The sequence below is a fragment of the Vibrio sp. BS-M-Sm-2 genome (assembly GCF_041504345.1).
Lineage (GTDB): Bacteria > Pseudomonadota > Gammaproteobacteria > Enterobacterales > Vibrionaceae > Vibrio > Vibrio satsumensis.
Genome location: NZ_CP167895.1, coordinates 409,888 through 432,805 on the forward strand (window position 1 = coordinate 409,888; position 22,918 = coordinate 432,805).

Annotated in this window: 24 protein-coding genes; 11 read left to right on the plus strand and 13 right to left on the minus strand. The window is 44.7% G+C overall.

What is annotated here, in order from left to right; all coding sequences use genetic code 11:
- Window positions 1-290: 290 nt before the first annotated feature.
- Complete coding sequence (locus AB8613_RS17955; RefSeq protein ID WP_372385794.1) at window positions 291-1,481, plus strand: diguanylate cyclase; 1,191 nt, start codon at window positions 291-293, stop codon at window positions 1,479-1,481.
- On the opposite strand, the gene AB8613_RS17960 is transcribed toward AB8613_RS17955, so the two are convergent.
- Window positions 1,478-1,759 (minus strand): hypothetical protein, encoded by a 282-nt coding sequence (locus AB8613_RS17960; RefSeq protein ID WP_086714564.1) that lies wholly within the window; start codon window positions 1,757-1,759, stop codon window positions 1,478-1,480. The two genes, AB8613_RS17955 and AB8613_RS17960, sit on opposite strands and share 4 nt — an antisense overlap.
- Before the next feature lie 158 nt (window positions 1,760-1,917).
- Between AB8613_RS17960 and AB8613_RS17965 the strand changes: the two genes are divergently transcribed.
- Window positions 1,918-2,790 (plus strand): pirin family protein, encoded by an 873-nt coding sequence (locus AB8613_RS17965; protein WP_065583562.1) that lies wholly within the window; start codon window positions 1,918-1,920, stop codon window positions 2,788-2,790.
- Between the two features lie 201 nt (window positions 2,791-2,991).
- Here the strand turns inward: AB8613_RS17965 and AB8613_RS17970 are convergent, their stop codons facing one another.
- The gene (locus tag AB8613_RS17970; RefSeq protein WP_017057600.1) at window positions 2,992-3,273 is read right to left on the minus strand and encodes a pyrimidine/purine nucleoside phosphorylase; all 282 of its coding nucleotides are present in this window, start codon (window positions 3,271-3,273) and stop codon (window positions 2,992-2,994) included.
- Window positions 3,274-3,580: 307 nt separating this feature from the next.
- On the opposite strand from AB8613_RS17970, the gene AB8613_RS17975 reads away from it, so the two are divergent.
- Entirely contained in the window at window positions 3,581-4,045 is a 465-nt protein-coding gene (locus AB8613_RS17975) for a DUF2850 domain-containing protein (RefSeq protein ID WP_372385453.1), read from the plus strand.
- Between the two features lie 426 nt (window positions 4,046-4,471).
- Window positions 4,472-7,012: a glycosyl hydrolase family 18 protein gene (locus tag AB8613_RS17980; RefSeq protein WP_372385454.1), complete on the plus strand. Its 2,541-nt coding sequence runs from the start codon at window positions 4,472-4,474 to the stop codon at window positions 7,010-7,012.
- A 112-nt stretch (window positions 7,013-7,124) separates the two neighbouring features.
- Here the strand turns inward: AB8613_RS17980 and AB8613_RS17985 are convergent, their stop codons facing one another.
- Both AB8613_RS17985 and AB8613_RS17990 read right to left on the minus strand, forming a co-directional pair.
- Window positions 7,125-7,973, minus strand: a complete 849-nt coding sequence (locus AB8613_RS17985; protein ID WP_285954837.1) for an alpha/beta hydrolase — start codon at window positions 7,971-7,973, stop codon at window positions 7,125-7,127.
- 225 nt (window positions 7,974-8,198) lie between these two features.
- On the minus strand, window positions 8,199-8,792 hold the full coding sequence (locus AB8613_RS17990; RefSeq protein ID WP_008216752.1) for a TetR/AcrR family transcriptional regulator: 594 nt from the start codon (window positions 8,790-8,792) through the stop codon (window positions 8,199-8,201).
- 163 nt (window positions 8,793-8,955) lie between these two features.
- On the opposite strand from AB8613_RS17990, the gene AB8613_RS17995 reads away from it, so the two are divergent.
- Complete coding sequence (locus AB8613_RS17995; protein ID WP_372385456.1) at window positions 8,956-9,912, plus strand: AEC family transporter; 957 nt, start codon at window positions 8,956-8,958, stop codon at window positions 9,910-9,912.
- A 123-nt stretch (window positions 9,913-10,035) separates the two neighbouring features.
- Window positions 10,036-11,076, plus strand: coding sequence for an acyltransferase (locus AB8613_RS18000; RefSeq protein WP_285954838.1), 1,041 nt, complete (start codon window positions 10,036-10,038; stop codon window positions 11,074-11,076).
- Between the two features lie 413 nt (window positions 11,077-11,489).
- Here AB8613_RS18000 and AB8613_RS18005 read toward each other — a convergent pair whose 3' ends face one another.
- Window positions 11,490-12,368, minus strand: coding sequence for a 6-carboxytetrahydropterin synthase (locus AB8613_RS18005; RefSeq protein ID WP_285954839.1), 879 nt, complete (start codon window positions 12,366-12,368; stop codon window positions 11,490-11,492).
- A 233-nt stretch (window positions 12,369-12,601) separates the two neighbouring features.
- Window positions 12,602-13,426 carry a cupin domain-containing protein gene (locus AB8613_RS18010; protein WP_372385457.1) on the minus strand — a complete coding sequence of 275 codons (825 nt, stop codon included), beginning with the start codon at window positions 13,424-13,426 and terminating at the stop codon, window positions 12,602-12,604.
- A 110-nt stretch (window positions 13,427-13,536) separates the two neighbouring features.
- Between AB8613_RS18010 and AB8613_RS18015 the strand changes: the two genes are divergently transcribed.
- Together AB8613_RS18015 and AB8613_RS18020 are read left to right on the plus strand one after the other, a co-directional pair.
- The gene (locus AB8613_RS18015) at window positions 13,537-14,013 is read left to right on the plus strand and encodes a YHS domain-containing (seleno)protein (protein ID WP_327784589.1); all 477 of its coding nucleotides are present in this window, start codon (window positions 13,537-13,539) and stop codon (window positions 14,011-14,013) included.
- Between the two features lie 162 nt (window positions 14,014-14,175).
- Window positions 14,176-14,802 (plus strand): START domain-containing protein, encoded by a 627-nt coding sequence (locus tag AB8613_RS18020; RefSeq protein ID WP_146492590.1) that lies wholly within the window; start codon window positions 14,176-14,178, stop codon window positions 14,800-14,802.
- A gap of 34 nt (window positions 14,803-14,836) precedes the next feature.
- Here AB8613_RS18020 and AB8613_RS18025 read toward each other — a convergent pair whose 3' ends face one another.
- The 4 genes from AB8613_RS18025 to AB8613_RS18040 form a co-directional block, all read right to left on the minus strand.
- Window positions 14,837-15,367 (minus strand): DNA mismatch repair protein, encoded by a 531-nt coding sequence (locus AB8613_RS18025; protein WP_146492591.1) that lies wholly within the window; start codon window positions 15,365-15,367, stop codon window positions 14,837-14,839.
- A gap of 8 nt (window positions 15,368-15,375) precedes the next feature.
- Entirely contained in the window at window positions 15,376-15,762 is a 387-nt protein-coding gene (locus AB8613_RS18030; RefSeq protein WP_146492593.1) for an MAPEG family protein, read from the minus strand.
- Between the two features lie 608 nt (window positions 15,763-16,370).
- Window positions 16,371-16,838, minus strand: a complete 468-nt coding sequence (locus AB8613_RS18035; RefSeq protein ID WP_004737023.1) for a YjiG family protein — start codon at window positions 16,836-16,838, stop codon at window positions 16,371-16,373.
- Window positions 16,838-17,575 carry a nucleoside recognition domain-containing protein gene (locus AB8613_RS18040; protein WP_048610036.1) on the minus strand — a complete coding sequence of 246 codons (738 nt, stop codon included), beginning with the start codon at window positions 17,573-17,575 and terminating at the stop codon, window positions 16,838-16,840. Before AB8613_RS18040 ends, AB8613_RS18035 begins: the two co-directional genes overlap by 1 nt.
- 531 nt (window positions 17,576-18,106) lie before the next feature.
- Here AB8613_RS18040 and AB8613_RS18045 point away from each other — a divergent pair.
- Both AB8613_RS18045 and nhaD read left to right on the plus strand, forming a co-directional pair.
- Complete coding sequence (locus AB8613_RS18045) at window positions 18,107-18,277, plus strand: hypothetical protein (protein WP_167373185.1); 171 nt, start codon at window positions 18,107-18,109, stop codon at window positions 18,275-18,277.
- A 235-nt stretch (window positions 18,278-18,512) separates the two neighbouring features.
- On the plus strand, window positions 18,513-19,952 hold the full coding sequence (gene nhaD / locus AB8613_RS18050; RefSeq protein WP_146492594.1) for a sodium:proton antiporter NhaD: 1,440 nt from the start codon (window positions 18,513-18,515) through the stop codon (window positions 19,950-19,952).
- Here nhaD and AB8613_RS18055 read toward each other — a convergent pair.
- The 3 genes from AB8613_RS18055 to AB8613_RS18065 all read right to left on the minus strand — a co-directional run bounded on the left by AB8613_RS18055 (window position 19,949) and on the right by AB8613_RS18065 (window position 22,431).
- A complete protein-coding gene (locus AB8613_RS18055; RefSeq protein ID WP_086714579.1) occupies window positions 19,949-20,335 on the minus strand; it encodes a hypothetical protein in 387 nt (128 codons plus the stop codon). The genes nhaD and AB8613_RS18055 overlap by 4 nt on opposite strands.
- Before the next feature lie 171 nt (window positions 20,336-20,506).
- Window positions 20,507-20,989, minus strand: coding sequence for a methylated-DNA--[protein]-cysteine S-methyltransferase (locus AB8613_RS18060; RefSeq protein WP_146492596.1), 483 nt, complete (start codon window positions 20,987-20,989; stop codon window positions 20,507-20,509).
- Window positions 20,990-21,054: 65 nt separating this feature from the next.
- Window positions 21,055-22,431 carry an AlkA N-terminal domain-containing protein gene (locus tag AB8613_RS18065; protein ID WP_372385461.1) on the minus strand — a complete coding sequence of 459 codons (1,377 nt, stop codon included), beginning with the start codon at window positions 22,429-22,431 and terminating at the stop codon, window positions 21,055-21,057.
- A gap of 236 nt (window positions 22,432-22,667) precedes the next feature.
- Between AB8613_RS18065 and AB8613_RS18070 the strand changes: the two genes are divergently transcribed.
- Window positions 22,668-22,871 carry a hypothetical protein gene (locus AB8613_RS18070; protein WP_146492599.1) on the plus strand — a complete coding sequence of 68 codons (204 nt, stop codon included), beginning with the start codon at window positions 22,668-22,670 and terminating at the stop codon, window positions 22,869-22,871.
- The last annotated feature ends 47 nt before the right edge of the window (window positions 22,872-22,918 follow it).

Genomic DNA, 22,918 nt, shown 5'->3' on the forward strand with positions numbered 1-22,918 from the left:
TCTGCAAACTATGTTGAGTAACTCACTGGAAAGCAAGTAGATAATAGCCAAATCGCTTCTCCCAATCTGCTCATTGGATGGCCAGTTGTGGGGCGGGTCTACACCGTCCGTGATACACATCACTATTTATTATGGGTTACTTATTTTTTAATATGAAACCTTGATAGTAGTCACACTAAAAAGGCCACCAACACTCCGTAATGACTATTATTTAATCTACTATTAACACCATTATCAAAATCTTTGGCACAAATCACATGAAAAGGCTCGTCGGCAGACACCTAGAAGAAATGGCGGACATACGATCCACTCGCAAGCAAAAAATTGTCCACTCCTTTTCACTGGCTGCCGCTGCGTTATTCACATTCTACACTTGGGCTTACTTCCAAGGTCAGCATTACACGCTGTCAATTTTCGAACTGTGTTTTGCACTTATTGCTATCTCCAATGCATTTTACGTAAAAAAAGTTATTAATCCTGAATATTCAGAATTGATCCTGAGCGGAGTCCTTCTAGTTCAAGGCATCATCCTATTTTTGTACAGTTATGCTATTCCCGATCGGATACTTTGGCTCTACCCGATTCTGGCGGCAGTCATTTTCATTAACGATTTCAGAATTGGCATTATCTTAAGCACCTCGTTTTGCCTGTTTATCAGTACCTTGATTACAGCAATGCCCAACAACTTCTCTTTGCCATTTAACAGTACACACAGATTTGTTCTTAGCTTATTTACCATGAGTTTGGTTTGCCATACATCCGCTTACTATTACACACAAGCAGTGAGCTATATTCAGCGCTTGTACAAAGAAGGGATTGAAGACTTAGCCTATAGAGACCAACTCACAGGCTTGGCAAACCGTTGGAGCTTTGAGCGCTGGGCGGCTGAAAAACTTGCGACAGTCGATAGTGAGCGATCACTTACGGCACTGGTCTTTTTGGATATTGATGACTTTAAAGGCATTAATGACAGCTACGGGCACGACGTCGGAGACAGTGTCTTGCAGCATTTTGCCAATCGCTTGAGCAACAACATTCGAACCAGAGACAGAAAAAACCATGAATACGATTATTCCATCGCGCGCTTTGCTGGAGACGAGTTTGTTCTGATGCTCTACGATATTCCAACTCGAAAAGACCTCGACGGTATTCTCGATAGAATATGTGGTTTATTTGAGAGCGGTTGCCAGACAAACGAAAGAATAAAAGAACTGACACTCAGTGTGGGGGTGTCTTTATACCCACAAGATGCGACAGAATTGCATGAGTTAACAAGATGTGCCGACAAAGCCATGTACGTGGCCAAGCATTCAGGAAAAAACCGATATGCTTATTATCACGACAACCCAGTCTCTACATTGATAGAAGAATTACCGACGAGTCTATCTTGCTCAGAATCGAATTCTTCTGAACTTGTAGATTGTCTTGAAACGAAAGTGGAAGGGAACAATGTAACGCTGTTAAAAACACGTCAACGTTAGCCGGCCATATACATAACCCAAAGGCTTACTAGCCCAATAACAATAATCCATACAACTTGTCGAGTACGATCCGGGTTAATACGTTTGGACCTAGCAACTGGCTTAAAAGCGACTTGTTTTGCCGAATGCACAAAAGCCGCTTCTATCTCACGCTTTTTTCCCCGTCGCTTAACGGCGTTATTCGCTACCTCAGTAAAACGCTGACCTTGCTCCGTTGTAAAATCGTTATCAAAACCCATCCGACCCTGCCTTTCGCCATGTTTTTGCTGAACTGCCATAGCGGCCTCCTTGGCGGTCTACTCTCTACTCAAGTATAGACATAATTTCATCTTGTTACCTGTTCAAGATTTTCGAATAAGTCACTCAACGCTATGCCATCTTCTTTTTCAATCAAATTACATAAACTACAGCTATTCAAGTTTATGAGGGTTTTAAAATGACGAATGTAAGAGCAGTAGATCATGTGATTACAGCACATGCCACCTCCGACGGTGATGGCGTCAAAATCCAAAGACTCGCTGGTTTTAACAACGCACGTTTCTCTCCATTTTTGATGATTGATGAACTTAAATCGGATGAAAGCAAAGACTATGTTGGCGGCTTTCCTCCACATCCTCACCGTGGGATAGAAACGCTCACTTACATGCTGCAAGGTCACTTCCAACACAAAGACCATATGGGGAATGTTGGAGAACTGCGCAGCGGTGGCGCGCAGTGGATGGCTGCAGGTCGTGGTGTCATTCACAGTGAAATGCCAATGATGGAAGAAGGCGCGCTGCATGGTTTCCAGATTTGGATAAACCAACCTGCGACACACAAAATGCAGCCGGCGCAATATCACGACTTCCAAAGTGAAAGCATTGTGGAACATCAAAGTGAACAAAGTGGTTTGTTAAGAATGATTGCCGGAGGGTTTGAGCTGCACAACCAAACCGACGATGATTCAGAGGCTTTACGAGCTCAAGGCCCATTACAGAAAACAGGTGTGCCATTAAGCGTTGCGGATTGGCGCTCTCATTCTGGGCAAAAAGTCACGTTAGGGACTAATGTTAATCACAATGCCATGACTTACGTGTACCGAGGCAGTATTAAGATCGGCGACAAAGTCATCAACCAAGGTCAACTTGCCCAACTCACCAAAGCTGACTTGCTGTCTTTGGGTAGCTTAGAAGATTCAGGGGTACTGATTTTTTCTGGTGAACCGATTAATGAACCTGTTGTGCACTATGGTCCGTTTGTCATGAACTCGATGGAAGAGATTGAACAAACAATTCAAGACTACAACAACGGTGTGTTTGAGACTTACTGATGTCTTGGCTTTGAGTTGAGCTTTGAAGATTGAAGATACTTTGCAACGAACAACGATTTGGTCATCCATTTGATGACTACAAAAACAAGTGACACTATCCACTGCCGGTTACTATCACTTATTTAACCACGCTCCTAGAGCGTGGTTTTTTTCTATTAAATCAGAGACAAACGATGCCTGATTGAACAAATTTAGACCTGATTACAAGTACTCACATAGGTAAGCAGTCGCTTCTTTTACCTGTAGGTCGAATGAAGAGTCACCCGCAACGTCAAAAGACTCACCAGATTGGTATGTCGTCCAGTCATCATCACCAACACGCTTTACAATCAAAGCACCTTTAACAACGGTCATCTTTTCTGGAGCCGCAGTACCGAACGTGTACTCACCAGCCGCCATTACACCAACACTCACATCAGCACCAGACTGGTTAAACGCTAACGACTTAACGCCACCTTCAAAGTATGTGTTTTCTTTAATCATTGTACTTCCTTGTTATCTTCAAATTGCAATTATTGAGCTCACCGAGTAAGCCTATGCGTAAATTTAGGTGATAATTGTTTTAACCAATTCGAGACTTTCCTACAAGAAATAAATACGCATAGCTTAAGCATTTCTGGAATTCGCTTTCATTGACAGCGCAAATACTGAGGGACAATGCTAAAAATCGCCAAAGCAACCAGATTTATTGGAACATTCGATCCTGCTTCTAACTCTTAGAACAATTTTTGCAAACTAAGGTTTTAGTTAATAGAATCTAAAACAATATCAGTCGAAAAATGAAGAGATAATGGTAAAAAAGCCGACTAAAAGCAGAGATCTATTTGCCAACTCGTTACTCTACGGCTTCCTATTAGTTGGCTTTATGGTTGCCCTCACCGCCGGCTATTTTGCTTACCAAGCCCACCAACAATCTGTCAGCCCAAGCAACGTCTATGGCACATGGGTAGAGATTGCGGCGCCACCTTACAACACCGATATCCTTACACTTTCAGATAAAGGTGTAATGATGAATCATCGCCTCATTGCTACCTCGTTTGACTTTGATGGCAAAATTGTCACAATCAATACAGGTTCCGGACCAACGGTTTACACCATCAGTGGCACTTATGATTCACCTCGCTTAAAGCGACTGATGCCAAGTGTGCCCTCTCAGCAATTCATCAAAGAAGGCTTCGAAGATACCGCGACGGGTGATACCCACAGTGTAATGCAACAAAGACGCGCTTCCTTAGCTGAGCAGTTCAAAAAATAACCTCACCTCTATCTTCTCAGTAAATCTATTCTCCATAAAAGTATTATCTGCAGTTATACCCTTCATATCTCCTTGTTGATCTGCCCACTCATCCAACACACTTCACTTTGTGATACGGCTTCAATTAGCGATATTTTCTTATAGTTTGTCGCATCTTTTCATCACTTAATGTTGTGAATTTTCACTTATGAGATTTTCATTCTGAAGAAGGGTTTATTTTATAAAACATGGACTCAACCTCTCACTCATTAAGCAACAGAATTGTAACAAGATACAATTTTTTAGTTGTCCATCGTAAACGGATTTATTTTCAGTTATAAAATAAAAACTCTCTCGAATACTGACTGGGAAGCTCCTTCAAAACTGACTGGAGCCGTTTATGGGGCCAATTGGTTCTCGTAACCTTCAAGGAATGAGAGAAAAAGTATGATTCGTATAAATACCTGTGCTGCAAGCATTGCTCTAGCGCTATCTGGTACAGCATTAGCTGCTCCAACAGCACCTAGCATCGACATGTACGGTTCCAACAACCTGCAGTTTTCTAAAATTGAACTCGCGATGGAAACCACATCAGGCTACAACCAGATGGTTAAATATCACGACAAAGCAAAGGTCGACGTTAAGTTCAACCAATGGAGCGGAACGTCAGGAAACACGTACAACATCTACTTCGATGGCGTGAAAGTTGCCACTGGCCCAATTACTGGCAGTCAAACCACAGCTTCATTCGAATACGGCCAAGGCGGCTTATTTGAGATGGAAATCGAAGCGTGTGACGAAACAGGCTGTGCCAAAAGTGCACCCGCTCAAATCACGATCGCTGATACTGATGGCTCACACTTAGCCCCACTTGCGATGAATGTTGATCCGAACAACAAGTCATACAACACAGATCCAAACACAGTAGTGGGTACTTACTTTGTTGAATGGGGCATCTATGGCCGTGATTACACAGTTGATAACCTACCCGCTGATAACTTGACCCATATCCTTTATGGCTTCATCCCAATTTGTGGTCCTAACGAATCAGTAAAATCGGTAGGTGGAAACAGCTACAACGCACTAATGACAGCTTGTCAGGGTGTTAATGATTACGAAGTGGTGATTCATGACCCATGGGCCGCTTTCCAGAAAAGTTTCCCTCAAGCGGGCCACGAATACAGCTCACCGATCAAGGGTAACTACGCGATGATGATGGCACTCAAACAGCGTAATCCTGATTTGAAAATCATACCATCGATTGGTGGTTGGACACTGTCAGACCCATTCTTCGATTTCACAACCAAAGCGAACCGAGACACCTTTGTGGCATCGGTTAAAAAATTCCTAAACACATGGAAATTCTATGACGGTGTAGATATTGACTGGGAATTCCCTGGTGGTGGCGGTGCTGCGCCAGATCTTGGTGACCCAGTAAATGATGGCCCAGCATACATCGCATTGATGGCAGAGCTGCGCGCAATGCTCGATGAGCTAGAAGCAGAAAATGGCCGTACTTATGAACTAACCTCAGCGATCGGTGTTGGTCACGATAAGATTGAAGACGTGAACTACGGCGATGCTATCCAGTACATGGATTACATCTTTGCAATGACTTATGACTTCTACGGTGGTTGGAACAACGTGTTGGGTCACCAAACGGCACTAAACTGCGGTAACTTCATGCGTCCTGGTCAGTGTGATGGCTCAGGTGTTGATGAGAATGGCGAACCATACACAGGCCCAGCTTACACCACTGACAACGGTATCCAATTGCTGCTTGAGCAAGGCGTTCCAGCTAACAAGCTAGTCGTTGGTACAGCAATGTACGGTCGTGGTTGGGAAGGTGTATTACCATCAACACTTTCTGATCCTAGCGACCCTATGACAGGTGTTGGTAACGGCAAACTGAAAGGTAGCTCTGCGCAAGGTGTATGGGAAGATGGCGTTATTGATTACAAAGGCATTAAAGCGAACATGCTTGGCGCGAATAACCAAGGCATCAACGGCTTTGAATATGGTTACGACGAAATGGCAGAAGCGCCTTACGTTTGGAACCGTACTTCAGGTCAGCTAATCACATTTGATGATGACCGCTCGGTAAAAGCAAAAGGCGCGTACGTTCGTAGCCTTGGCCTTGCGGGTCTATTCTCTTGGGAAATTGATGCGGACAACGGCGATATCTTAAACGCAATGCATGAAGGTCTTGCTGGCGGTACAACAGATCCTGTCAACCGCAAACCTACGGCAGCTGCAGGTGCAGACCAAGCGGTTGAAGGCCCAGCTTCTGTATCTCTAGACGGCAGCGCTTCAAAAGACAGCGACGGCACGATTGCGAGCTACGTGTGGTCGCAAGTAAGCGGAACAGCCGTAACGCTGGCGAATGCCAATGCCGCGGTTGCAAGCTTCGATGTTGTTGAGGTTGCTCAACAAGAGACACTGACCTTTAGTCTAACCGTAACAGACAACGAAGGCGCAACGTCAACAGACACCGTTGTTGTAACGGTAAACCCTAAAGATACAGGCCCGGTTAACACAGCACCAGTTGCAGTAGTTACAGCTCCGGCAGAAGTCAATGCGGGTGATGTAGTCGTGGTTGATGCTTCGGCTTCGAGCGATGCTGACCAAGACACATTGACCTTCACATGGGATGTGCCTGCTGGTATTGATGCGACTGTTCAAGGTTCTTCAGTGAGCTTTGTCGCGACGGAATACACGCAAGATACAACGCTGAACTTCTCTGTAACGGTCAGCGATGGCACAGAGACATCAGTAGCGGCTACTTCAGTGAACGTTCTTAAGAAAACCACAGGCGGCGGTACGTGTACTAACGCTTGGGATTCAGGTGCGGTTTACACTGGCGGCGACCAAGTGACTCAAGGCGGTAAGGTTTGGGAAGCGAAATGGTGGACAACTGGTGAAGATCCAACAACGACAGGCCAATGGGGCGTGTGGAAAGAGAGCGGCCCAGCAAGCTGTGCTAACTAAGAACAAGATTAGCTAAAGCCAACTAAAAGCAAAGGCCAACCAGAGAATGTCTGGTTGGCCTTTTTCGTGTTTGTTTTCTTAACCCACGTTCTACTTATTTGATTAGTTAACCTTAACCAATCAGGTTATCAAAGCTCTCGAATACTTGCGGGCACTTCATTACTCGCCCGTGACCTTGACCTTGAGTAGCAATCAAAGTAACGCGTTCCATTTCATTCGCAGCACGCTGAGACACATCAAACTTAGTAAACTTGTCTTGCTCGTCATGAACAATGATCGTTTGAGACTCACGAAGCGCTAGCTTTCCATATGGATCAACAGACTGAATTGGGTAGTTAAACTGCTCTTCTACTTCTCCAACTACCGCCTCAAACAGTTTCATTGAGTAACCTGAACGCGCAACGCTGCCAAATAGGTTTTCTAGATAATCCAGTACAGGTGCAATCAGCAATAATGGCTTGTTTTCCAATTTAACGTGCTTACATTCCAACGCAGAAGCGGTACCCATACTGTGACCGACCAAACCAGCTACCTCGCCCACCGAATCAAGAATGGCTTCAAGGCCGTTCACAAACGCAGGGATATGACCATGTACGCCATCGCTGCCACCATGAGCAGGATGATCGTAAGCCAAAGCCGTAAAGCCTTTAGCGGCGATGTACTCCATCAGAGGGAAGAACTGACTCGCAGTGCCAGACCAGCCATGAGTCAGCACCCAAACAGGCCCCGTACCCAAAGAATAGGTTTTTAAAACGCCATCACGGCCTTTAATTTCACTCTTAATCAGCCCTTGTGGATCGGCGTTTTTTTGCTCAGTTCGCATTGGAGTAAGGAGTAACTTACGCGCTGTTTTCTTTGCATGGCTCGGCGCAAGAATGTAATGCAGGTTTGTTGTTGCACCAATCAGGCTGCGCTTGAAGCTGAATTTGTTCGATGTATTGAAATAGATTTTGTCACTCATGACCGTTCCTTGTATCGCCATCATCATTGGCGGGTCGAGCTCGGCCCTAAAAAATCGAACGACCGTGCTATTTATTAATATAAAAAATGGCGATAGCGCTTTTTATGACTGCTTGCCGCCACTTCTCTTAAAATCTTTTGCAAACATTAATTAAGCAAGGTCACATGCTTTGCGAGCTCAATGGTTTGCGAACTAAATGATTTGCGAGTTAACCTGCTATATGTATTAAACCGCTTTCCAGCTAGCAATTAAGCGCTCTACACCACTCCAAAAATGGGTATGGCTCGCTTGTTGGCCTCGCAACGAATAGAACAAGTTCGCACTCAAGTAGAGACCGTATAACTCGAAGGTAGCCTGCTTAGGATCTAAATCGGCTCTGAACTGTTTGCTCTCAACCGCTTTTGCTACCTGAATCGTCAAGTAATCAATCCACACTGAAATGGTTTTCTGCAATGCCTTCTGAATCACAGAGGTTTCACTGCCAGCGTCTTTCCATGCGTCAATAAACATGCAGCTGCCTTGGAATGAATGATTCCAACCCAGCCAGTTATCGAGCAGTTGTTTAAGCTTGGCTTCAATATCACCGTCACCGAGCTCTCTCGCCGGAATGATAACTCTTTCAGTGAATATGGCGTTGGAATATTCGAGTACAGAGAGTTGCAGGTTCTCTTTAGAGTTGAAGTGCGCAAACAAGCCACTCTTAGACATGCCACACTGCTTGGCTAACTCGCCAATCGTCAAACTCTCAAGCCCATTTTCACTCGCAAGCGCGAATGCATGGCTCAAAATATACTCTTTGGTTATCTTTCCCTTGCTCATTATTCACCAATGATAAATCTGATACGTTATTTTTAGCACGTTCGTTCTTTTTTTCAAGGTTTTTTACTTAACTCTTGGTATTCATTTTGTCTTCTCAAAGAATTGTGGAAAAATGCGACAGTATTCAAAGGATATTGAAGTCGGCTAAATTTAAGGAAAAATAATGGACACACTTAGGGAACAGTTTGCGTTTTCGGCTTCAGTAACAGGCCCTATCTGTTTAATGCTGTTTCTTGGTGTGATACTCAAACGAATTGGACTGATCAACGACAACTTCATTGATGTCGCCTCCAAAATTGTTTTTCAAATCACCTTACCTGCGATGCTGTTCTTGAGTATTGTTCAGTCCGAACATAACTTCTCTGCCAGTAGCACCTTAGTGTTATTTGCTCTAGCTGCTAACTTCGCCTTTTTCTTAATTGCTACTCTATCCACTAAGCTGTTGTTTAAAGAGTCGAAGGACCAAGGTGTTATCATCCAGGGTGGATTTCGGGCTAATACTGGCATCATAGGTTTAGCGTATGTAGCCAATATCTACGGCAACCAAGGCGTGGCACTGGCCGCTATCTATGTCGCATCAATTACAGTGCTCTACAATATCCAAGCGGTGATTGCCCTAACTCCCAAGGGGACAGATACCGGCAATAAAGCCATTCAAGCAATCGCAAAGTCGATAACCAAGAACCCTCTTATTATCGCCATTTTCCTCGGCGTTTTCTGTTACGCATTGTCTATTCCAATCCCTAAAATGGTCACTGACGCCGGGCAATACTTGGCAAAAATGACCTTGCCTTTGGCTTTACTTTGTACAGGCGGCTCATTGGATATCAGCTCTCTCAAACAAGAGAGACTCGCGACTTGGTTTTCCTCAAGTTACCGATTAATTGTTTCCCCCTTACTTATCACATTAGCAGCATTGGCCTTAGGCTTTGAAGGTCTCGATCTGGGCCTAATTTTCCTGATGAGTGCAGCACCAACCGCAGCCGCGAGTTATGTCATGGCACGTGCAATGGGCGGAAATGCAACGCTTGCTGCCAATATTATCGCGCTCACAACTATGGGTTCGCTTATCACTTGTACACTTGGCATCTTTGCGCTTACTGCAATGGATTTAATATAGCTGCGACAGGCTTCAAAAAACCAACACAAGCCTTGAAACAAAGGTCATAAGCCTTGATTTAGGACTAACTAGTTGGGCATAAAGACTGCTAGATTTCGTAAAAATTTTACTAAGAGATCTGATATGTCTTCCGTTCAACATACGCCTTCACAGCACATCGCCAGTATCGAGTTAGGCCGAGTGATTGCTATCTTGGCGATCATTGGTTTACACGGTCAAATGGCACTCACTTATTGGCAAATAGATGAAGTGCCTTGGATCGGTTATGTTCTCAACCAAACTGCTCGTTTTGCGGTGCCTTTGTTTTTCCTAATTTCCGGTTATCTTATTCAGCCCAAGCTAACTGCATCCCCGTGGCAAACCGTCATTAATTACTCCAAACCACTGCTTAAGGTTTGGTTGGCATGGAGCATCATTTGCTTAGTGATGCCATTCAACCTCGCAAAGGTAGAAGAGTTTGGCTACCTAGGTGAGCGCGAAGGCTATTGGGGTTTCTTAATGAACACTCCACTTAACTCTTTCTTAGAGGGCGGATTGGTGCATTTGTGGTTCATTCCAGCCCTTGTGTGCGCAGTGTTGATCATCGCTTTATTGGTTGAATTGAAGCTCAATAAACTTCTATTGCCGATCGCTATTGCGCTCTATGGCTACGGTGCTTTGGCAGGAAGCTACGCAACGCTAACCGGATTAGAAGCACCCTTCTTCACGCGCAATGGTCCGTTCTTTAGCACTTTACTCGTTACCGCTGGTTTTCTGATTCGCCAACACCAATGGCAGCTATCATCAGCAAAAGCGTTGGGGTTAGTCGCTGTGGGAATGATCATCCATTTTTCAGAAGCAGCATGGTTAACCCAGTTTGATATCGCCTTTAATATTCACGATTTCTTATTTGGTACGGCTTTGTGGGGGATTGGTGTGTTCATGTGGCTTTTAGCAAATCCAAACATGGGTAACTACGCTTGGGTTCGTGCCATTTCAAATCGCATGCTGGGTATCTACGTAAGCCACTTACTGATCATTATCGTGTTGTTCAATGTCTGTGGAATCTTAGGCATTACGGAATTGGCAAAAGACGTTACGGTATTTTTTGGCACCGTATTGTTGAGCTTTGGGTTGGTTGCTGGAATCGAGAAAACGCCACTGCGACGCGTGCTACTTCGCTAGGGCGTGTTGACCTTTCGCGGTTAAATTTTGTTCGGATGGGGACGCCTAGTCAAAAGCGTTTTAATCGCGGCGAGGGAGAAATAGCCTAGTCATTCTAAGCAAATCTCCCTCAACAAAGAGTAAAACGCTTTTTGCGGGGGCGCCCAGCTCGAACCCTTCGGGCAGCGTTTGCTGGTCATTTCTACTACGTTATCGGCTTCTCATGTAGGCTAGCTACACATCGATGCCTCTGCCTTGTATAAATACCCAGCAACTCGCTGCAAAAATCAGCTCGAAAGATCAACACGCCCTAGTGTTTATGCCTAAAACTATCCGCTAAATCAGTTTTAAAGAGCCACAAAAAAAAGGCAAGATAACTGAATATCTTGCCTTTCTTTCATCATATTAGAACTGAGACTCTCTCTCGTGAGGTGTTATCGGAACGCCATCGCGCCTTTACCTACCCCTTCATAAGCCACAATTTGTAGTGATTGGTTTTCTACCAAACTTGGGGCTACTTGATCCGCAATGTAGCCTGCCAGTAATTCCACCGTGGTATCGGTTGGTAAGATTTCCGTTTCACTCTTAGCAATCGCTAGCTCAAATTCGCCTTGTGGCGCGGTGTAGCGGAAGCCATAGTGACTTTCGTCATTAACGCTATTCGCGTGTTCACTCAGGTTAAGTGATGAAACTGAAACTTGGTCTTCTTTAGAGCCTAAATAGATATCTTCCCAGCGCTGAGCAAACGCCTGCTCGCGTTGTTCATCACGTTGACCATCAACCACAATTTCGACAGGAGAACGGTGACCATGTGCGATACGCTGGCAATTACCGTCGTGCTTTTTCAAGCCATGGGTATAGTGGTAAAACGCACCATTAATGTTTTCATGGCGAAGGGTGATCTCTAACCCTGTGACGTTACTTGGTAGGTTATCGCGAAGAATATGATAAACATGAGCGGTCACACTCTCGATGGTGATCGCTTCAGCATCAATCAAACAGTATGCTTCATCAGGGCAGTGCAGGTGCAGGCTTTTATCACCACGCAACACATCGACCTTAGAGTAACCGGCTTTGCTCGCCTGATGCACGATTGCAGCGCTTTTCATTGGCAGCAGTAAGCGGTGGTCAACATGTTGATCAACCAGCTGTTTGATCTGCTTTTTGACCTTACTAAAATCCAGCACCATGCTCATTTCATTAAGTTCACCAGACATGGTGACATCTAAAATCCAACTATCTCCTACGACCCCTCTGTGCTCACAAATGTATGAAGAATCGATAACGGTAAGGTCTCTTACAAATAGGTTCAAGTTGAACTCCTTAATACTTTAATGAGATACGGGAGGCTGAATAATGTTCAGCAGGCACTTCGTCTCATTGGTGTCTAGATAAAATAGGACGGGCAGGATGTTACAACGAGCTTATAAAGTCCACCTTTTTACACCCTCTTCCGATAAAAGAACAAACTACATACAATTTCCGCTAAAACATAGACCAGCCTGATGCGAATAGCCATAAACCGAGTGGGGGAGTGCCTGGCGCTTCACGACACATTTTGCTTTAGCCAAAGGCGCGGCGACACACCCGTAACATGTTGAAAGGCACGTGAGAATCCTGAGTAGCTAATGTAACCCACTTCATCGGCAACCCAATTGATGGGCTTATTTTGCAATAACAGCGATTGAGCCACTGATACTCGCCACTTTTGCACATAATCTCCCGGCGTTTCACCCACTTCTCGTTTAAATGCTTCAATAAGCTGAGTACGAGACATCGCGGCCAATGACGCCATTTCGGCAATCGAGTAATGACGAGCGGGTAATCGATGAATGGCCGTCACTACAGAAGCCAATCGAGGGTGTGCAAGAGCCGAGAAAACACCGCTATCAATTTTCTGTTGCTCAATAAGATGACGAAAAATCAAAGCCATCAAAGCGTCACTCAACTTGTCCATTAAGTACTGCTGCCCCGACGATTCTTGGCTCGACTCGTTAGATAACACTTCGATCACTGGCATTAAGTTAGGTGCGTCCACAAACGGAATCACTATCACATCAGGAAGCGCAGACAACAATGGGTTCACCTGTCCTGAGCGATACTCTACGTTCGCACATACGACCTCCGCGCCGTCTCCCACACCTTCAATCGCATGTGGTGTGCTATTCGGCAGATAAACAATACAAGGTTGCGACAGTTGCCTGTGTTCCGTGTGAGCACTAGACAAGCTCAACTCCCCCGCACTCAGTACATGAAGGTGCCCCTCTTTACCTTGTTGCGCGTTAAATGACGACACCCCACACAAGTTCCCTGAATAGAAAACGCCTGTACGTATCGAGAAGTGTTCCATTAATTGTGAAAGCAGATCCATGCACCCTCCGAACGATTCGCTTAGTTTTTAGTTCTTTTGTCCCTCTATAGACCGGACGAGTGAGCTAATTTATTTCATACAAGTTAACTAATACTGACAAGGAACTTGATATGTCACATTTGAAATCGACCAGTCAAAAAATCACTCTAATGACCGCGTTATTAGGTGCCAGCTTTTCCATCATGGCAGCCGACCTTGATATGAGCGTCGACAGCAATGACCTCGCGATTAAAGGTTATGACCCTGTTGCTTACTTTGCCAATGAAGGACCAGTAAAAGGTACATCAGAGTTCACAGCGACCTATAAGAATGCGATCTATAACTTTGCGAACAGTGAAAACAGAGATGAATTTCGAGCCAATCCAGAAGCCTATGCTCCTCAATATGGCGGTTACTGCGCATTTGGTGTGGCAATGGGTAAGAAGTTTGAGACCGATCCACAAGCTTGGAAAATAGAAGATGGAAAGTTATATCTGAACTTAGACAAGTCAGTACAAAAACGTTGGTTGGAGAACACACAAGAATTCATCCAAGATGCCGACAGCAATTGGACCACTATAAAAACGGTTGAAGCCTATAAGCTCTAGATAAATTGCCACTACCCTCCCTTCTATAAACGGAAGACCTCTGTCTTCCGCTTTTCCCAATATCAAATAACCATATTCAATACGCAGCATCTTACGACGCGAATCCAACCTATTTTTATTCTATAATCATGGAAGATAAGCTTTTCATTTCATGGAAGAATAATGATATTACCTAGGATTTTGGTACTTGGACTCTGTCTATTTTCAGCCCTCTCTTATGCGACTCCGTGGCAGTTCGTCAAAAGTGAAAATGGCATCACCATTCATAAGCGCAATCATGGGAATGGTCTTGTTGAAGTTCGAGCCCAAATGCAGGTCGAAACGAGCTACTCAGGTTTTCTCTTATTGTTGGAAGACAGCGATAACGTGCCGAATTGGATCGACAATGTGTCGCACAGTGAAGTATTAATGCAGATCTCTAGTAATGAGAATATCGTCTATACCCAGTTCAAAGCTCCTTGGCCAGCTCGTGACCGTGATATGGTGACGTATTCGAAATATGAAGTAGAAGACGGTCAATTCACCTTAACCATTAAAGATGCATCCAATTACTTGGCTAAAGAGTCTGGGTATATTCGAATCAACGAGGTCGATGCGCTTTGGGTTTTACAGCCTCTAACCAATGGCCTGACTCACATCACTTATACGGCATATGCGAATGCGGGCGGTATCCTGCCTGACTGGTTAATGAACCGCTTATCAGCTAATAACGCATTCAGTACCTTCAAAAAGCTTAAAGACCAGCTTCCAAAGTACCAAGGGCAACAGCACCCTAATCTCGACAAATAACTCAACATCAGGTTTGGCTGCAGTTGTAGAACGGTTAATTTCGTCTCGCTAGGTCACGCGCAAGAATCAATGCTAAACCAAAGATCTGAAGAAAGAGCGCGATATTTTTATAGAGGGTCATCTGCTCTTCAAGAGCTTGGAGGAGTTCAGATAAGGTTAGATTATCAAGGTAGAAGTCATCGATGCGTATGCGTTGCGATTGCTGAGCTTGGTTAATCAGCATCATGATCTGAGAAAGGTTTTCGACAGTAATCTCTGGAACTTCGCCACTGACCCACGCACCAAGCTGACCGCGCCTCGCTTCTTCTAATTCCGGCGTCACCGCCGAACTTGAAGAAGTACTAATATCCATGTGCAGCAACATAGATTCACGCTTACGTTCTAAGGTTTCAATCGTATTCCAAGCCAACTGAATCGAGTAGACATTGCCCTGTTGGCGCTCTCGATACTGAGCTTGTTCAACCACCATTTTGTCGAGCACTAGGCTCGACACAACAATGGCCAGAATATTCAGCACTAAACCTGTTAATACAATCATCCATGGTGGAGGGAGGCGTAGCGCCATGCTTGTCCTTACATAAGCTTATCAAACGGGAGATAAATCAAGTTTAGAACAACTAAAGACACCATGCTGGCAAAGGTCAAATACATGCCTTGCTTTCTTCCCTTCAGGCTACGAACAAGAATGCTTTTTCCATGAATAATACGACCAGCAACAAAAGCAATACCAATAACGTGAATCAGCCATACATTGGCGCCGTTGAACTCTAGCAACGCCATCAGTATCACGGTAATCGGAATATAGTCCATTGCGTTACTTTGAGCGGAACGAGCCACTTGTAACGATTCAACACCACCATCTGCGTGTGCTACTTGATTCTTTCTTCTTTGCTTAATCACTTCAATGGAAAGCCATAACATGACTAACGTAAGCAACGAAGCATATAACGCTGTAACCATTATCATTTCCTACTGGTTAGTTTATTCGGCGGACTACCTCAACGTATCTGTATTCAGAAAACAAGGAGCATTCACGCCCGCACATGTGTAAGAGATCTCTCACAACAAACGTAAGAGATTACAATCAAGCTTCGCAGAAAAATCCTAGATTACAAACCCAAGCCCTTGTTTTGTATGAGTCCGCACAGTTTTGCTTAGCTTTGCCTTCAGATTATTTACTTGAGGTAGATTGTCGGAGAAGCCTCCAGAGTGTTTAATATACATGTCGACAGGGAGTTGGCAGGAACAGGAAAAAGCCTAATGGATTAGGTATCTTCAGGACGAAGATTTGATGACTTCGGATGAGTTATCAGCAAGGAAGTTATACTCTAGGATAGAGTCACTTATCAGGATGATGAGTTAGTAAGGACACCGCTAGGACGGCGATGAATTGGATAGGTTAAAGGATTTAGCCAAGTCAAGGAACGATGCAGGGAGCATGCGTTACCTTATTGAAAAATAAGTAACAACGTTAGTAGCAGGATGGCTACGAAAAAGAACAGAACCCGTTTGGTGAAAGCCAAACGGGTTTTCCTTTTTCTAAAGCTTATAAAGATTCAGAAATCGGGCTATAGGATGATGTTCATCAAGAACATCGCGCCAAATGCGTTCAGTACCGAAATCGCGATCATCACTGGGATGTAACGACCTTCAGTTCCGATTGGCCCCATGATACGGCCCATGTATTGCACTTGAGAACCCATCAGGTAGATAGCTGGCGCCAAAATAGCAATGTGGTTGCCGTTCAAGATGCCTTGGTCAAACAACGTGATAACCACACCTACTGCGCCACCCATCGACATCCACGCGCCAATCAACACCGCTGCCGCTTCACCTGGTAAACCAAATACCGCCATGATTGGAGCAAATACGCTGCCCATCAGATCCAACGCGCCCGTAATCTGCAATGCCTTGATAATCACAAACGCCATCAGAACATTTGGCACGGTCGAGGTGGTCGCAATAACCCAGCCTTTCTTGGCACCTTCAACGAAAATATCAGTAACCATAGGTTTCTTTGCTTTAACTTCGCTCATTATGCTACTTCCTCTTCCAGTTTTTGTTCTTTGTCTGATTTTGGTTTGTCTTCTTTGCCTTCAGTAATATTTAGGTAAATGCGGAATAGGTTCGCGCCAACAAACTTGAAGATGAACATCACTGCCACAGCAAGACCAATTGACGAGGTTACTGCCAAAGAGCCATCCATCGCGGTTAGAGTGAACAACACGGCACCCGACGAGAAGAAGTTAACGATCGCGGCACCCGCGGTGAACTGGAACATCGTAAAGACATCGGTTTCACGCTTAGTTAAATGCCCTTCGTCTTTTAGCTGACGCGTCATCGCTGCACCCGCATCAGTACTTTGCAGAGAAGCAATCAATGCCAAGCCAGAGTTACCCGGAATACCCATCAGAGGGCGAAGTAGAGGTGTCAGCAGTTTGCGAGCCGCATCCAGCGCACCATAGTGCTCAAGTACGTTGATCATACCCAGTGCAAACATCACGGTCGGAATAAGTGTCAAAGCAAAAATGAAACCGTCGCGAGCACCACTACCACCTTTACCACGCAATGACGTCGTTGCCGCTTGAATACCATCAGCCGTTTCACTCACATCGTAAGCGACCTTACCGAATGAACCGTTGAGCGTTGTAAAATCGAACACTCCATACCATTCATTGGACTGCATTAAGCCTGAAAAGAACACAATCGCGAATGCGAGTGCGATATAGCTACCGATCGTGACTTTACGATCGGTTTTGGTTGGATTCGTCATAAGGACCTCTATACATCTCGTTTATGTGGAACAGAACACGTATAGATAGTGCAAACTAATGAGCAAAAGGTTAATGACCAAAATCAAATAGCGTATCGGTTTGAATAAAAGAAGCACAACAACATATAAAACTGTGACTTGGATTTAAAAGCAGGACCATACGCTAAATAAATTAGAATATTTCACATACAAAACTAAACAAACCTTGCTTCAACACCGCAACCAAAAACGCACACAATCAACACACAACTCTGGCTTCTAGTGAGAGTTTTTTACCTAATCAGATCTCTGATAATGATGTAAGTGATCTCTTACATGGTGTTTTGTTTAATTTTAATTCAATTATAATACAGAGACTTAAAGAGTGAGTTCGCTTCCAAAGTGCAACCGTTTGCCCTTAGTTGATTGAGTTTTGAGCCTAGCGAAAACGGTGAGCCCGTTTATAAAGAATTTGAGCTTGATTCGAAATTTCAGCCCTCAGAGGTGCTATAGACTTCGCGCAGCCAATATTGAAGGAAAACGGTGATTACAATGGAAATGAGAACGCTTAAATATCAAGTAATGGGCAAGGGCATGTGGATCACTGCAACGGTATCTCGCGCAGTAGCGGACAAGCTGGCGCTGGAATACCAATCCTACGGCTGGCCTGTTGAAGTATGTGCTGCAGAACAAACACTGACGTTTGATCTCAATGCTGCATAATATTGGCAATTTCGAATAAGCTCTATCGGCAGTGAATCCGGTAGGGCTTTTTCTTTAGGCTTTGAGTTCTCAAGACAGTAATTTTGAGCATGTAAGACCATATTTCGTTCACATCACAGTCTATTGCTTTCACTATAATCTATTGAATTATTAAGATATCTATCACACTCCACATGGTTATTTAGGTCTACGCTTTTACGCGTGTTAATAACTTATTAACTTTGGAGCGTAATTCATGTTAGGTATCCAGCTTCCTGCTGTTCTCTTTTTATTCTTCTTTTCTTCAGTAACAAGTGCGGCTACCTCTCAGTTAGGAGAGCCTCTCAAGCTAACTAACTCATTTGTCGGCTACCTATCACTGACCATTTTCGTTATCGCCTACATTGTGGTGATGATGGAAGAGTACCTAAAGCTCCGAAAATCCAAGCCAGTGCTACTTGCGGCTGGCCTGATTTGGATAATCATTGGTTTTACCTACCAAGAACACAACCTCGTTGAAGTCGCTAAACAAGCGCTCGAACACAACTTACTTGAATACGCCGAGCTATTACTTTTCCTACTCGTCGCTATGACTTACATCAGCGCCATGGAAGAGAGAAGACTGTTTGATGCGTTGCAAGCGTGGATGGTCGGCAAAGGCTTTAACTTCCGATCTCTGTTCTGGCTAACCGGTATTCTGGCCTTCTTTATCTCACCTATCGCAGACAACCTCACGACAGCTCTATTGATGTGTGCCGTGGTTCTGAAAGTCGCAGGATCCAACCCTAAATTCGTTAACTTAGCCTGTGTAAATATCGTAATAGCCGCTAACGCTGGCGGCGCATTCAGCCCATTCGGCGACATCACAACACTGATGGTGTGGCAAGCTGGTTATGTGAGCTTCAGTGAGTTCATTCCTTTATTTATTCCTTCAGTGATGAATTACCTCGTCCCTGCACTGATCATGTCTTACTTTGTTCCAACAACCCAACCCGATACGGTGCATCAACACGTTGAATTAAAACGTGGTGCAAGACGCATCGTGTTCTTGTTCATCATGACGATAGCCACTGCGGTTGCTTTCCATGCCGTACTCCACTTCCCTCCGGTCATGGGGATGATGATGGGGCTGGCGTATCTACAGTTCTTTGGGTATTTCTTGCGTAAGACCTTACCTAATTCACTGGCCAAGAAAAAAGCGGTGGCGATTGCCAATAATGATGAGGGGGCATTAAAGAGACTCGGTTCTGTTGTGCCATTTGATGTATTTCGAAGAGTGTCGCATGCCGAATGGGACACGCTGTTGTTCTTCTACGGTGTGGTGATGTGTGTCGGTGGTTTGAGTCTGCTTGGATACTTGGAACTTGCCTCTGGCGTGATGTATAGCCAATGGGATCCTATTTGGGCCAATATCATGGTGGGGATCTTATCTGCGATTGTCGACAACATTCCGGTGATGTTTGCCGTGTTATCCATGGAGCCGCAAATGTCGATGGGCAACTGGCTACTGATCACCTTGACTGCAGGCGTTGGCGGCAGCTTGTTATCTATTGGTAGTGCAGCAGGTGTCGCATTAATGGGAGCGGCACATGGTAAATACACCTTTTTTGGCCACTTGAAATGGATGCCAGTAATCATGATTGGATATGCCGTCAGTATCGCCGCCCACTTATGGCTAAATGGTGGGCTTTTCTAATTCGATGCTCCTTTCAAAGGTTGTTCAACACGTGTCCAGACGTTGCTTAACTGCATTGCTGGACACCGATTGCAGGTTAGCACCTCGCCTTCGTGTTGTATTCGCATTACCAGTCCAGAATCTGATCGGCTATTCGCTGAATTCAACTTAATGTTGAGCAAATCACCTTCGACACTATAGGTTCGAGTCACGGAATTATCCGTTGTTTGATAGGTCACTTGCCCAGATTCAAAAACTAGAAAACTGTCATTATCTGCGTTCTCATACATACCTTTGAACAGAACAAGCTGTGGTACTTCGAAGGGACGACTGGTATCGGTTAAACAACCGGCTAGCAATAGCGCGCTACTGCAGCCAATTATCAGAGAGTGATGGCTATTCATTTGGGCATCCTTGCCTAGAGAACATAGTCAAAGAATATGCAACCAAATCGACATTTTCCAGAAAGCGTTGATTTTAATGCAAAGTCACATTTTAAGAACCACTAGCCTTCACCATTGAGTAGTACGTGATCCTCAGCCAGCATCGCGACAGGCTCGTTGCCAAATCGCTTACTAGTCTTGATCTCTGCCCTCTATCACCAATAAGCGCTGTTTGCGTTCTACACCACCCGCATAACCCGTCAGCTTGCCATTTTTGCCAATCACACGGTGACACGGCACAATCACAGAAACCGGATTTTTGCCATTCGCTAAGCCAACAGCACGAACGGCTTTCGGATTACCTATCGCATCAGCCAGTTGTGCATAGCTCCAAGTCTCTCCATAAGGAATGGTCGTCAGCGCCTGCCAAACCGACTGCTGAAATGGCGTGCCCTTGGCTGCGATAGGCACAGAAAATTGGATAGTTTCACCTGAGAAATAGCGATTAAGCTGCTCGATTGCCACTACAAAGATCGGAAAGCTATCATCTTGAACACCTAACTGTTCCGGCTTAGTGGTGTGTGTTTCAAACCACAGGCCTAGCAACCCTTGATCGTTCGCCTGTAAAGTCACGGTTCCCAATGGACTCTCATAATAAGTAAATCGGTTAGCCATAATATCTCCTAGCTTGGTATTGCAGATGTTTGTGGATTGCTGATGTTCGTGGATAGCTATTTCTATTAAGACTGATTCCAACAGTGGAACGTCGCGTAACTACCCCAAGGCGAAACACTCTCTATATTGATGGTGGGGCGATGCTCAATAAACTTCTTCACCACTAAATCGCCAACCAACAGATGGTTAGGCTCACTTAAACCACGAAGCAGTGCATATTGAATCGTCCAAGGCCCAATACCTTTTAGCGCAATCCATTTAGAAGGATGCTCAGCTTCATTGTCGACCATGTATTCAGCAAAACGCTTTAAGGTCTCTTTGCGGCTTCCCGGCATTCTCAAGAAGCTCAAATCAGCCTTCGCTATCTGTTGCGGCATGGGAAAGCTAACCTCCTCATGTGCTTCAGAAAGCTCTTTGACCAATAAATTGAGCTGACCAATTGCAGCGGTTACCGAGACTTGCTGCCCCAAAATCGCTCTCACTCCGGCTTCCCAAGCACTCCACACGCCAGGAATACGGATACCACTCTTAGCGACCAAGTTAGGATCGATCGTCGCAAAGAAAGTCTCGACCTTTACAATATCGACATCAAGATCGAACATGCGTCGGATATTCGTAATCAAACTTCTTAATTGGCTTATATCATCCAACTCAAACTCAATATCTAAGCGGTTCTCTTTGGCTAAAGTCGCCTTGAACCACCCCTTCGCCCCGTTCACATTCACCGTGCGCTTATAACAATCTTCGCCAACCTCTTCTAAGCCTTCAATCATTCTTCGTCGATAAAAACCCAACAAGTGCTTCCAGTCTAACGGCCCATTAAAACCAAGCTGAATATGATTACTCAGTTTGTCACTTGGCTTCGTTCGTCGAATTTGGCTCGGCGAAAGCTGCAACTCTTTTTGGAAAGCATCGTTAAAGCGACGTGTGCTATTAAAGCCACTCGCAAAGCCGACATCAGTAATGCTCATACTGCTGGTATGTAGCAACTGTTTGGCGAACATCAATTGGCTATACAGGCTGTACTGCTTGGGTGACACACCGATGTAATTGTTGAATAAGGTCCGTAAGTAACGATCGGAAATACCTAACCGCGTTGCAAGGTCAACGATAGATCCTGAATTCAGCGCGCCGTTATCAATCAACTGCATCGCACGTAAAAAAGTGGTTTCAACGCCCTTCCATGCCGGAGAGAAAGGCGCACTGTCTGGTCGGCAACGCAAACAAGGACGATACCCCGCTTTCAATGCTTGAGCTTGATGAGAAAAATATTCGACGTTTTCTTCTTTGGGCGGGCTTGCTGGGCAAATCGGACGACAAAAAATCCCTGTCGTTTTCACTGCTGTAAAAAACATACCATCAAAGCGAGCATCTCGCGCATATCGAGCCAAATGGCACTGCTCACACGTTAAGGTACTATTGTGATGAATATTTTTCGACATTCTGTGCTCTTCCCATTTGCCATAGCTTTTGCTCCTATAACTAAAAGTTTACCGTGAACCAGCATCATCGCTAGCCACTTTCGGAAGCGAAGGTTAGATAAATCACAAAAAAGGGTTTTAATTTTATTCAATTCGACTAAATTTAATCTTGAGAAGAAATTCTTCTCACAACGTCAACGATAGGTACTTAGCACACCAAGATGCAGAGACCTATCGAATATAAAAAGGAAAAGGCTATGGTTCTACACACATGTCGTATTGTTTTATCAAACCAACAGGTTCTCACCAGTCAATCAGTCGAGCAATCTCTGAGCTTTCTTGAAGACAAAGCGGACAACGGGATTTCTATGATTGAGATTGACGCAACGGATGGCCACACAATCCATTCGTACATGTCACACTCTCTCGAAGAGTCTATTGAGAATCTAATGAACCTATAAGTGTGTTAACACTATAGAGCCTTTAAATAGGGCTAGGTATACCAGGC

Bases quoted from the DNA above. Each gene is read 5' to 3' on its own strand.
- AB8613_RS17975 (WP_372385453.1), top strand. From the start codon at position 3,581: ATGGTAAAAAAGCCGACTAAAAGCAGAGATCTATTTGCCAACTCGTTA.
- AB8613_RS18040 (WP_048610036.1), bottom strand. From the start codon at position 17,575: ATGACGAATCCAACCAAAACCGATCGTAAAGTCACGATCGGTAGCTAT.
- AB8613_RS17960 (WP_086714564.1), bottom strand. From the start codon at position 1,759: ATGGCAGTTCAGCAAAAACATGGCGAAAGGCAGGGTCGGATGGGTTTT.
- AB8613_RS18010 (WP_372385457.1), bottom strand. From the start codon at position 13,426: ATGGATCTGCTTTCACAATTAATGGAACACTTCTCGATACGTACAGGC.
- AB8613_RS18000 (WP_285954838.1), top strand. From the start codon at position 10,036: ATGTCTTCCGTTCAACATACGCCTTCACAGCACATCGCCAGTATCGAG.
- AB8613_RS18065 (WP_372385461.1), bottom strand. From the start codon at position 22,431: ATGTCGAAAAATATTCATCACAATAGTACCTTAACGTGTGAGCAGTGC.
- AB8613_RS18015 (WP_327784589.1), top strand. From the start codon at position 13,537: ATGTCACATTTGAAATCGACCAGTCAAAAAATCACTCTAATGACCGCG.
- AB8613_RS18060 (WP_146492596.1), bottom strand. From the start codon at position 20,989: ATGGCTAACCGATTTACTTATTATGAGAGTCCATTGGGAACCGTGACT.
- AB8613_RS17980 (WP_372385454.1), top strand. From the start codon at position 4,472: ATGATTCGTATAAATACCTGTGCTGCAAGCATTGCTCTAGCGCTATCT.
- AB8613_RS17965 (WP_065583562.1), top strand. From the start codon at position 1,918: ATGACGAATGTAAGAGCAGTAGATCATGTGATTACAGCACATGCCACC.
- AB8613_RS18030 (WP_146492593.1), bottom strand. From the start codon at position 15,762: ATGGTTACAGCGTTATATGCTTCGTTGCTTACGTTAGTCATGTTATGG.
- AB8613_RS17990 (WP_008216752.1), bottom strand. From the start codon at position 8,792: ATGAGCAAGGGAAAGATAACCAAAGAGTATATTTTGAGCCATGCATTC.
- nhaD (WP_146492594.1), top strand. From the start codon at position 18,513: ATGTTAGGTATCCAGCTTCCTGCTGTTCTCTTTTTATTCTTCTTTTCT.
- AB8613_RS18055 (WP_086714579.1), bottom strand. From the start codon at position 20,335: ATGAATAGCCATCACTCTCTGATAATTGGCTGCAGTAGCGCGCTATTG.
- AB8613_RS17955 (WP_372385794.1), top strand. From the start codon at position 291: ATGGCGGACATACGATCCACTCGCAAGCAAAAAATTGTCCACTCCTTT.
- AB8613_RS18020 (WP_146492590.1), top strand. From the start codon at position 14,176: ATGATATTACCTAGGATTTTGGTACTTGGACTCTGTCTATTTTCAGCC.
- AB8613_RS18045 (WP_167373185.1), top strand. From the start codon at position 18,107: ATGGAAATGAGAACGCTTAAATATCAAGTAATGGGCAAGGGCATGTGG.
- AB8613_RS17970 (WP_017057600.1), bottom strand. From the start codon at position 3,273: ATGATTAAAGAAAACACATACTTTGAAGGTGGCGTTAAGTCGTTAGCG.
- AB8613_RS18035 (WP_004737023.1), bottom strand. From the start codon at position 16,838: ATGAGCGAAGTTAAAGCAAAGAAACCTATGGTTACTGATATTTTCGTT.
- AB8613_RS17985 (WP_285954837.1), bottom strand. From the start codon at position 7,973: ATGAGTGACAAAATCTATTTCAATACATCGAACAAATTCAGCTTCAAG.
- AB8613_RS18070 (WP_146492599.1), top strand. From the start codon at position 22,668: ATGGTTCTACACACATGTCGTATTGTTTTATCAAACCAACAGGTTCTC.
- AB8613_RS17995 (WP_372385456.1), top strand. From the start codon at position 8,956: ATGGACACACTTAGGGAACAGTTTGCGTTTTCGGCTTCAGTAACAGGC.
- AB8613_RS18025 (WP_146492591.1), bottom strand. From the start codon at position 15,367: ATGGCGCTACGCCTCCCTCCACCATGGATGATTGTATTAACAGGTTTA.